This is a genomic window from Mesorhizobium sp. M4A.F.Ca.ET.020.02.1.1, assembly GCF_004022645.1.
GTDB lineage: Bacteria > Pseudomonadota > Alphaproteobacteria > Rhizobiales > Rhizobiaceae > Mesorhizobium.
This window is the reverse complement of the sequence record NZ_RZOI01000192.1, coordinates 1-8678: the sequence shown is the minus strand read 5'-3', so window position 1 is coordinate 8678 and position 8678 is coordinate 1. Positions and strand designations below refer to the sequence as shown.

9 protein-coding genes are annotated in these 8678 nt (G+C 58.1%); all 9 read right to left on the bottom strand.

Annotation, left to right across the window (positions count from 1 at the left end):
- The coding region (locus EN742_RS14555) for a cation:dicarboxylase symporter family transporter (protein ID WP_245492324.1) at positions 1-309 on the bottom strand (309 nt) is incomplete at its 3' end.
- 388 nt (positions 310-697) lie between these two features.
- Positions 698-1459, bottom strand: coding sequence for a sulfotransferase (locus EN742_RS14550; protein WP_024505871.1), 762 nt, complete (start codon positions 1457-1459; stop codon positions 698-700).
- Positions 1460-1746: 287 nt separating this feature from the next.
- Positions 1747-2535, bottom strand: a complete 789-nt coding sequence (locus EN742_RS14545) for an ABC transporter permease (RefSeq protein ID WP_091600620.1) — start codon at positions 2533-2535, stop codon at positions 1747-1749.
- A gap of 3 nt (positions 2536-2538) precedes the next feature.
- Positions 2539-3453, bottom strand: coding sequence for a nodulation factor ABC transporter ATP-binding protein NodI (gene nodI / locus EN742_RS14540; RefSeq protein WP_091600619.1), 915 nt, complete (start codon positions 3451-3453; stop codon positions 2539-2541).
- Positions 3454-3714: 261 nt separating this feature from the next.
- The gene (gene nodC / locus EN742_RS14535) at positions 3715-5040 is read right to left on the bottom strand and encodes a chitooligosaccharide synthase NodC (protein WP_091600618.1); all 1326 of its coding nucleotides are present in this window, start codon (positions 5038-5040) and stop codon (positions 3715-3717) included.
- A 15-nt stretch (positions 5041-5055) separates the two neighbouring features.
- On the bottom strand, positions 5056-5715 hold the full coding sequence (gene nodB / locus EN742_RS14530; protein ID WP_091600617.1) for a chitooligosaccharide deacetylase NodB: 660 nt from the start codon (positions 5713-5715) through the stop codon (positions 5056-5058).
- Entirely contained in the window at positions 5712-6302 is a 591-nt protein-coding gene (locus EN742_RS14525) for a NodA family N-acyltransferase (RefSeq protein WP_063169401.1), read from the bottom strand. The genes nodB and EN742_RS14525 overlap by 4 nt, the downstream gene beginning before the upstream one ends.
- 851 nt (positions 6303-7153) lie before the next feature.
- Positions 7154-8362 (bottom strand): beta-ketoacyl-[acyl-carrier-protein] synthase family protein, encoded by a 1209-nt coding sequence (locus tag EN742_RS14520; protein WP_127399720.1) that lies wholly within the window; start codon positions 8360-8362, stop codon positions 7154-7156.
- Positions 8363-8644, bottom strand: a complete 282-nt coding sequence (locus tag EN742_RS14515) for an acyl carrier protein (protein WP_029356603.1) — start codon at positions 8642-8644, stop codon at positions 8363-8365.
- Between the last annotated feature and the right edge of the window lie 34 nt (positions 8645-8678).

The window sequence follows — 8678 nt, the reverse complement described above, 5'->3', positions numbered from 1 at the left end:
TCCGACAACGAGTGCAAGCGTCGAGAAGGTGAGGAAATAAACCATCGCCTTGGCGGCAACTCGGCCGACCTTCTGCAGATCGCTCATGCCGGCAATGCCGGTCGCAATTGTCAGGAAGATGACAGGTGCGATAATCATCTTGACGACTTTGATGAAGGCATCGCCGAGCGGCTTCAGGCTCTGGCCGGTTTCCGGATAGAGATAGCCAATTGCGGCACCCAGGACTATGGCGGCAAGCACCTGCACGTAGGTCCGGGCAAAATGGCGCTTGCGGGGCGCTGCGATCGCGCGGGGGACTTTTGGAACCAACACCGTTTCTCTCTCCCTGACCGGATCGGGGTGGGGGCTCCTCCTTCTCCCATGCTGCGCTCCGGTCGAGCGCTGCTGTCATCTCGGAGCAAGCGCCGTGCCAACTGGAGGCCTGTCCCGTCCAGCGAGATTGGTGCGGGTTGCGCACTGGAACCCTCCACCTTTGCCGGAATTTGCACTCAAGGCTCGCCAAAGATCGCGTGAAGAAGTGCTTCGCCAGAGAGGGAATTGACCAGGTCGCCTTGCGGCCGTGCCTTTGATGTTCGCCGCAGATCGAATGCCGGCCGATATCTGTCGTCTTGGTGACTTTGGTTGGTCAGTTTTGCGACGGAATGCGCGCAAACTGTAGGATATCCTACACGCCCATCAGAGCACGCGGGACAAGCGATTAAGCGTAGGAGCGCATCGAATCTCCGAGGTCAAAAAATCTTGAATAAGGTCCGCGTGCGAAGTGAATCCGCAACTCGTCAAAGTTCTCCACCGTTTGATCCAGCGGTCGCGTTTCCTGGCGCTGCAGGATGGCGTTATCTGATGGCTCAAGCGCTGGAACGCCCAGGAAATCCCAAACCGCTCCCAAGCATTGGGCAGGTTCATGAAGAAGGCTCTCGTATTCCATTACAAGCAGGTTGGTCGACGTGAAGGAGTCCATAACGCGAGCGTGAAAATCGTCGGCGGCTTTGAAATAAGCCTCACAGTCAGCGATTGACAACCTGACGCTCGGTGGCCGAGCGGTATCGTTGTCCGAGCTGAACTTCAGCCACTGACCGCTTTCCCTGGCCTGCACAAAGGAACGGAGCGATTCCAATACGTTTCGGCGAACAACGAGGATGACCTTGAGTGCTGGCCAACGAGCTAATTCCGCAAAGAATGCTGGACGCTCGCGAAACTGAGGTTCATTGATCTTGCAGCCAAGATGCGTCACATTCTTGTAGTCGCGCATAGGGCAGCGCACATAGGCAAGCTCAAGAAGCTCGCGATCCGTGCCTAGCAGGCGATCCGTGCTGGGCCAATTGGGATCATATTCGTTTAGCAACTCACCGTTACTCAAAACGGTCGGATGCTCGTTTAGCAATTCTTCTAAATAGTGTGTTCCGGTCCTTGGCATAGCAAGGATCACAAAAGGCTCAGGAGTTGGTTCGTTGTGGGTCATTGCATGTGTATCCAACTAAATAATGGCCGCGACGGTCTGGGGACGCGCACAAGAAGCTTGGCTGCTATCGCTTGAACGCTCCGGGTGGGTCCGCGCCTCACCACCCAGCCTGTACTCCGAGGTGTGGTCGCGAAGATGGGCGCGTGCCTGCAGCGGCTGGGTGGCGCCCGGCTTCGGCGTTGTTGTACCACTCGCGATTCCTGGCACACGCATGCCTCCGGGCCGCTGTGGGCAGTTTGCAATCCGGCATTGCGGACCTCCTTCTCGTTGATGGGCGTAGGTAAGCGTCAACGCATTAGTCGTCGATGAAACAGTCCAGCCGACACAAAAAAAGGCAATACAGCGAACATGCAAAGTGCGCCTATATGCAGCCCTACATTGTCGCCCAGGCGGCCGAGCATCACCGGACGGATTAGATCGATAGAATTCGCCAGCGGCGAGAAGGCCGCAATCTGCTGAAACACTCCTGGCAATTGGCCGACTGGAAAAACCGCGCCCGAAAGGAACAGCATAGGTGTGATGACAAGCGTCTGATAGAAAATAAAATAGTGATAACTGGGCGCGAGCGCGATGACGAGCATGGCCAGGCTCGCAAAGGCGAACCCGGTGAGAGCGATGACCGGCAGCACGTAGAGAACCGACGTCCACGCGGCATAACCTAGCGCGGCGGCAACAATCGCAATTGTCGTACCGGCCAGAAAGGCCTTTGTGGCTGCCCAGGTCAATTCACCGAGAACGATGTCGCCGAGGGTAAGTTGTGTGTGCAAGATTGCTTCCCAAGTGCCCTGATCGCGCATTCGACCGAAAACCGCGTAAATTGTTTCGAAGGTCGATGCTGTCATCGCGCTTGTCGCAACCATGCCGGCTGCCAGAAAAGCGATGTAGGATGCACCTTCGATGCGGCCTACCAACAGTCCAAGGCCAGTGCCGAGCCCGAAAAGGTAAATCATCGGATCAGCAAGGGTGCCGAGCATTGAAGCAAATGCCACCTTCTTCCATGCCAAATGATTGCGGCGCCACACCGCGATCCAGTTCCAGGCGTTGGCGGGTAGAGCGGCCGCAAGACGTTCACCCATTGCTCACTTCTCCATCTCACGTCCGGTTAGCCGCAAGAAAACGTCCTCCAGACTGGGTGGACGCTCCAGAATACGCAGACCCGCTCGACCGCGAAGCTGGATGCGCACATCCTCCGGATCAGGCGCATAGCAAAAGAGCGTCTCGCCGCTTACCTCGATACGCTGAACGTACGGCCTGATCAGCGAAATCAGCTCCTGTGGATTGCCGCCGAAGATCTCGATCACGTTGCACCCAATGTACTCGTCGATCAGCGCATGAGGACTGCCCTCGGCGATCTTGCGTCCCCGCTCGAGAACACACAGCCGATCACAAAGCCGCTCAGCCTCTTCCATGAAATGGGTGGTCAAAATGATCGTTTTTCCGCTCGCCAGCAGGAAACGAAGTCGCTCCCAGATCAGATGGCGGGCATGCGGGTCGAGGCCGGTCGTGGGCTCATCCATCACAAGCAACTGGGGGTCGTTGATCAGAGCACGTGCCAGCGTCAGGCGCCGCTTCATCCCGCCGGATAGCAGGCCGACACGTGAATCCGCCTTGCTCTCAAGGCGAGCGAACTCGAGGAGCCGTGGGATGACGGCGTTGATCTCTCTTGTTCTCATGCCGAAGTAGCGCCCGAACACCAACAGGTTCTCACGTACCGTAAATTCCAGGTCGAGATTGTCGAACTGCGGGACCACGCCTATGCCCTTGCGGGCCAAGCGGCTGCGTGCCGGCACTGGTAGACCGAGGACTGTTATATCACCCGCGTCAGGCCGGGTCATACCGAGGAGCATACGCGCAATCGTGCTCTTGCCTGCGCCGTTCGGCCCCAGCAGACCGAAGCACTCTCCCGATGCAACGGTGAAGGACAGCCCGTCCACAACGAGCTTGTTTCCGAATAATTTGGTTACGCCGGTAAGGTCGATTGCTACATTGGACATGCGTCTATCTCAAGCGGAATGAGTCCGATTGGCCACCGGCAGCTTACTTACGAATCTGGTTCAGAGCAGGCCACCGCCTTGAGATGGCACCTTTGGAAAGTCGCGGCCGGAGCGACGCGTGTATCGCTTCCGCCAAAGAATTAACGTCAAGATGCCACGTGTCGCTTCCAGATAGTTCCCGTTCTGACCATAGGTAACTCGACAAGCTTCACCACGTGTCGACTGACACAACTTACTCGGTCACCCGGCGCTGCAAGGCCGTCAGACTTCACCAGCTGTGAGCGAAAGATCTGCAGTATGAAGTGACTCCGCAATTCCAGAATTGCCCGCAGCATTTGCTCCGGCAAGCGGCGTCGCGCTTGTGATTTCCTTTGTGCTTCTGTTGGGCAGGGGAACACTTTTACGCGACAGCCAATCGCTATTGCTCAATGTACACAGGGCGTAAGCCTTCAAGGGGATCAACAGGAATATCCTGATTAACGCGTGCATTGAATAGCCGATGAATCGAAGCTGCCGAGTGCGGAAAGATAACACCGTAGATCTGATTATGGTCATGGTGACAATAGCCAGCACCGTCCACCAATTTACTGTATGTGAAAATAGTAGCTCACCGAGCGCCGTTACTACCGCGATGCCGAGCAACAATGGGCCGAGATTCTCTCCCATCACATCCAAAGTTAGATAGCGATCCAGGCCACGCAGTAGACCTCGCGCAAGCATCGTGTCCCGGAAAGTGCTCCGTGCCCAGCGGAGTTGTTGGCGCAAATAAGGTCCCATCTTGTCCGGAACGACTGTCGCCGCGACGGCACCTGGAACGTACTCGGTTCGAAAGCCTGCTTTCAGCATGAGGATCGTAAGATGACGGTCTTCACCGAAGTCGCTTGGTTTCCCCCTGAACAGCTGCGTCTCGTATTGATCCAGCAGAGAAAGGAGACAAGACCGGCGGTACATTGCACATGGGCCGCAGCAGCACATGACCGCACCAAAGCGACCTTGCGCCGCGCGCTCCTCATTGCAAGCCAGCCAGTATTCCATATCGATCAATCGGGTCAACCAAGTGTCGCTGCGGTTGTATGCCGTCAGCTGGCCCATGGCCGCTCCGACCATGGGATCCCGCATTTTTACTGCAAGCTTCGTGATCACGTCGGACGCAAGTGTCGTGTCAGAGTCGACGCTGAGCACGAAATCTCCAGATGAGCGGCGGATGGCGGCGATCTGCGCCTTGCGTTTGCCAACATTCTCGCGGAGCAGAATGAAATTGAATCTCGGGTCGCCCTCGTAGGCGTGATGTACCGGGATGACGGCATTACGATTTCCAGAACCGTCGTCAACCAGATAGACCTGAAATGTTCCGGCGTAATCTTGAATTGCGATGGAAGCTAAACACGCCGCGAGTGTGCGCGGGTCCTCATTGTAGCAGGGGATGATGACATCCACGCTCGGCCAACGGTCGGATCCGAACAAGCTTTCCGACGGCGGCGTAACATTTTCCGGTTGGGAGTAGACCGCTTGCATGCCTCTGTAAACAGTCGAGAGCACCGCATAAGACGAAACGGCAACAGTACTGGCTGTGGTGAGAAGGTCCATAGGATCTCTGTTTGTTCAGGGATGTTGAGGAAGTGATCGGATTACAAATCCGCGGCCGTGCAATTCTGGAATTAGGCGTGACAACGCTGTCACCGTCTGGTCGCGCAGACTGGCTTGATTGCCTGGTTGCAATTCGTCGGGAGCGCACCCGTCGTGCAACAGCACGATTGCGCCCGGCCGGATATCGGCGAGCACTCTGTCGACGATGGCGTCAACGCCGGGGCGAGACCAGTCGCGTGGATCAATGGACCAATGGACGGGCGCCAATGCCGCACCCGCTGATGCAGCGATTACTTCTTCGGTCCAGATGCCATACGGTGCACGAAAGTACCGAACCATGGCCTGCGGGCAAGCCATCCCTATGACTCTGTTTGCCTCAACTATCTGGCGGTCGACTTCGACGGGCCCGCATTTAGCCAGGTCCGGATGAGTCATCGTGTGGTTGGCTATACCGTGCCCGTCTGTAATAATTCGGCGAACGAGTTCCGGCTCGTCGGCCGCGTAGGCCCCAACAACGAAGAAGGTCGCCGGCACCTGATGTTGCGCCAGCACATTGAGTATCTGCGGTGTGAAAAATGAATTGGGACCGTCGTCAAACGTCAGATAGACGCTGCGCTCTGCAATGCCATCGGCATTGTCACTCTGCCCTTCGCATATGTAGTCCAGAGGCTTCATAGTTCCGGACCGTTCCGGTCGATCAGGGTACCGGACGGCCACTCGTCCATCGAGCGTCCGATCGGCGAAACCAACACGAGTACGTCTTCCAGGCGCGTGGGCGGCAGGTCGGGATGCACGTCTGGACGGGTCGACCGTACGCGAACGCCCGACACAATGTTCGCGAGGCCGGCTCTGCAGAATCTTTCGACATGGTTTCGCAGCGCGTGCCGAACCGTGCCGAAAGCGAATGGAACACCCAACTGATGGAGCACTGGGTACGCCACGCGCATCGAAAAACCGATTCCGAGCCCTTCAAGATCCGGACGAACCGCGTACAGGCCCAATTCAGCGACGATCAAGTCGACCTCGCCAACTTTGATGAAGCGCCGCAGCATGCCGATGTGAGCCGCTACCCCATGCGCGTCGTAGCCGATTGCGCGGAATTCCGGCCTCGCGCCGGCCCAACTGCGGCCGCCTTCGAATGGCTCCGCGTTGAAGGCGCCAGTCCGTCCATAGGTCTTTCGAAAAAAGTCGGAGAGTTCGACATGGTCGGCCAGTTGCAACTCATTTTCCCAGCACAACTTCCACTCGACATTCGGGCGCATGGAAGACCTCACCTTGTAGCTGTCCGGTTGAGATAAATGTCCAAGCATTGGTTAAATAATTGGCGTCGCCCCAACGGGGCGTAACTTGTGGAGACCGCCGAAAGACCAAGCCGCAATGCAGATGCGACTGACTTTGTACGCCCCGCACACCAGATGATGCTCCTCGGATCCAACGCAACCATCGGAACTACCTATCTTTCCAACTTGAAGCGCTTCTATGGGACCTGCAGCAAAAACGGTAAAATCCTTTGTTTAGATGAAAGGTATCCACGCTTTGGATAACTGGGCGAATGCGTTCCATATGGCTGGTCAATTATCGTCGTCACGCTCGAGGCACTTCTGACGAAGCGCAAAGCTCACGCCCGCGGCACGCGCGGCCGTTGCCGGGCCGCTCGATTATCTCCGTAAGAGCCCGAGCGGAGCTCAGACACGACGATTGATCAGAATCTGATTCGCGGGTTCAGTATCTTTTTCGTGTATCCAGCTCTGGGCTGTGCTTTGGTGGGAGTTGGTTTCGCCCAAGTTCTGGGCCTGGGGCGTCGGCCCGTTCGCCGCACAGGCTCCTTCCACATCGTCGAGCCGAGAAAGAGGGGCCACACAGCTCCCCCTGTACTTTCCACCACCCGACACCAGAGCTCACCCAGGGCGCCGGCCTTGCTCACCTCAACGGATAGCGCACTCGCGCCGCTTCACGATTAAAAGAATTCTACAAGCAGATGCCTGTTTGATCGTGAGACGTCCGCTGCCAATTCCCGCATCGCAGAGGCAGCCAATAGCGCTCGCTTCACATAGTGGTCCGGCAAGCAGCTAGATACGACAGGTGACCTCAAATGATGCGTCTTGCATGGCTTCTACACCTGCCTGAATGCCAGAACTGCGTTCGTACCGCCCATGGCGAAGGCGTTGCTCATGGCGACGCGCACCTTGCGCTCGCGCGGCACATTGGGTGTGATGTCGAGGTCGCAAGCGGGATCTGGCTCGCGATAGTTGGCGGTCGGCGGCACGACGTCCTCTTGGATTGCCATCACGCAGGCGATCATTTCAAGCGCGCTCGCTGCGCCGAGGCAATGCGCGTGCGTGGACTTGGTGGAAGAGATGGACATCGAATAAGCGTGGTTTCCAAACACACGCTTGATCGCCGCCGTTTCAGTCTGATCATTGCTCTTGGTACCGGTGCCGTGCGCGTTGAGGTAGTCGACGTCCTCGGCATTCAGCCCGGCATCGGCAAGGCAGGCGCGCATCGCCGACGCTGGCCCCTCGACAGATGGCGCGGCGATGTGGAAGGCATCGGCGGAAAGGCCGACGCCGGCGATCTCGGCAAGGATTGTGGCACCACGCGCCCTGGCATGCTCGTAGCTTTCCAGCACGGCCATGCCAGCACCCTCGCCCAGCACCAGGCCCTTCCTATCGGCGGAGAAGGGCCGGCAGGTATCGGGTGAAAGCACGCGCATTGCTTCCCATGCTTTCAGCACGCCCCATGCGAAGGGTGCGTCGCTGCCCCCGGAAACCATTACGTCGGCCCGGCCCAGCTTGATCTGATCCACCGCCGAGGCGATCGCATGGTTGGCCGAGGCACATGCGGAGGTCACCCCGAACACCGGCCCGCGCAAGCCGAGGCGCAAGCTCACCTGGCCGGCGGCGGCGCTTGGCATCGTTTTGGGTACAGCGAGGATGCCAACTCGCCTCGCGCCGTCCAAAAGGAGGGCCCGGTAAGTTTCCTCCATTACATCCCAGCCCAAGCCGCCGACGCCCACTGTCGCGCCGAAGCGATGGGCATTCCCTTCGTCGCAGGAAAGTCCGGCCTGCCGCATGGCTTCGCGCGCCGCAAGCACGGCGAGCAAGCTGAAGCGGGCCATGGAGACGAGCTGCTTGCGATCGATGTCGTGCTCGGGCAGCGCCTTGATCTCAGCGCCGGTCATGCCCTCCAGGTCATGAAGCTCGGAATTGGCGAGCGGGCCGATGGCGGAGCGGCCTTCGCGCATCTCTTTCCACATAGAGGCGGCGTCAGTGCCCAGTCCGCACAGGCCGCCCACTCCGGTGATAACGACGCGCCTGTCCATTCAAGCCTCCTTCGCAAGCAAGCCGCGGACGGCTTCCACGACGTCGCCGACATTCTTGAGATTGGACCAGGCATCGGCCGTGTTCATATCGATCTTGATGCCGTAGGCCTGTTCCACATCCCAGAGGACGTCCGCCAAACCCAGCGAATCGAACCCGAGCGCGTCCAGTTCCGTGGCGATTGTTATCTCGCCGACGAATGACGCAGGCATTCCCTCACCGCTCTCCGACTCGGCGCGTTTCTTGATCAGGGCAATGACGTCCGTTGCGAATTGATCGGCCATTCTGTTTCCTGTCTTTCTTTCCCGCGTTTCGACC